Origin of the sequence: Paenibacillus forsythiae T98, assembly GCF_000520735.1 — a bacterium.
GTDB lineage: Bacteria > Bacillota > Bacilli > Paenibacillales > Paenibacillaceae > Paenibacillus_AQ > Paenibacillus_AQ forsythiae.
The window spans coordinates 1-335 of the sequence record NZ_ASSC01000831.1; the positions used below are offsets into that span (position 1 = coordinate 1).

The following is a 335-nucleotide window of genomic DNA, read 5'->3' on the forward strand; positions in this document are numbered from 1 at the left end:
GCGATCCCTGTCCGGAGCACGGGAACAAGCCGCGCCGGAGGAGGCGGCACAAGAGGCTCGCATCCGCTGAAATATCTGGCGGGACTGGCGCTACAGGGACTCATCAGCCACTACGAGCATGAGAAGGCCAAACAAGCCTACTACAGCAAATGGATTTGGGGAAAGGTGTTTACGAGTGCGCGTCACATCGCCCATTCCGGCGGTCCGCTGGAGCTAGTGAAAAGCCTGCTGAACGAGGCCAATGCCCTGCAGCATGCCTACCACCAGATCCCGGCAGAGGTAAGAAGCCGCTGGAGAGCCAGCTATGACCGCTATATGGCTCAGCAGCCGAAGCC

Annotated in this window: 1 pseudogene; it reads left to right on the forward strand. The window is 60.0% G+C overall.

What is annotated here, in order from left to right:
- Positions 1-335, forward strand: a pseudogene (locus L692_RS33265) (contractile injection system protein, VgrG/Pvc8 family); the annotation flags it as partial.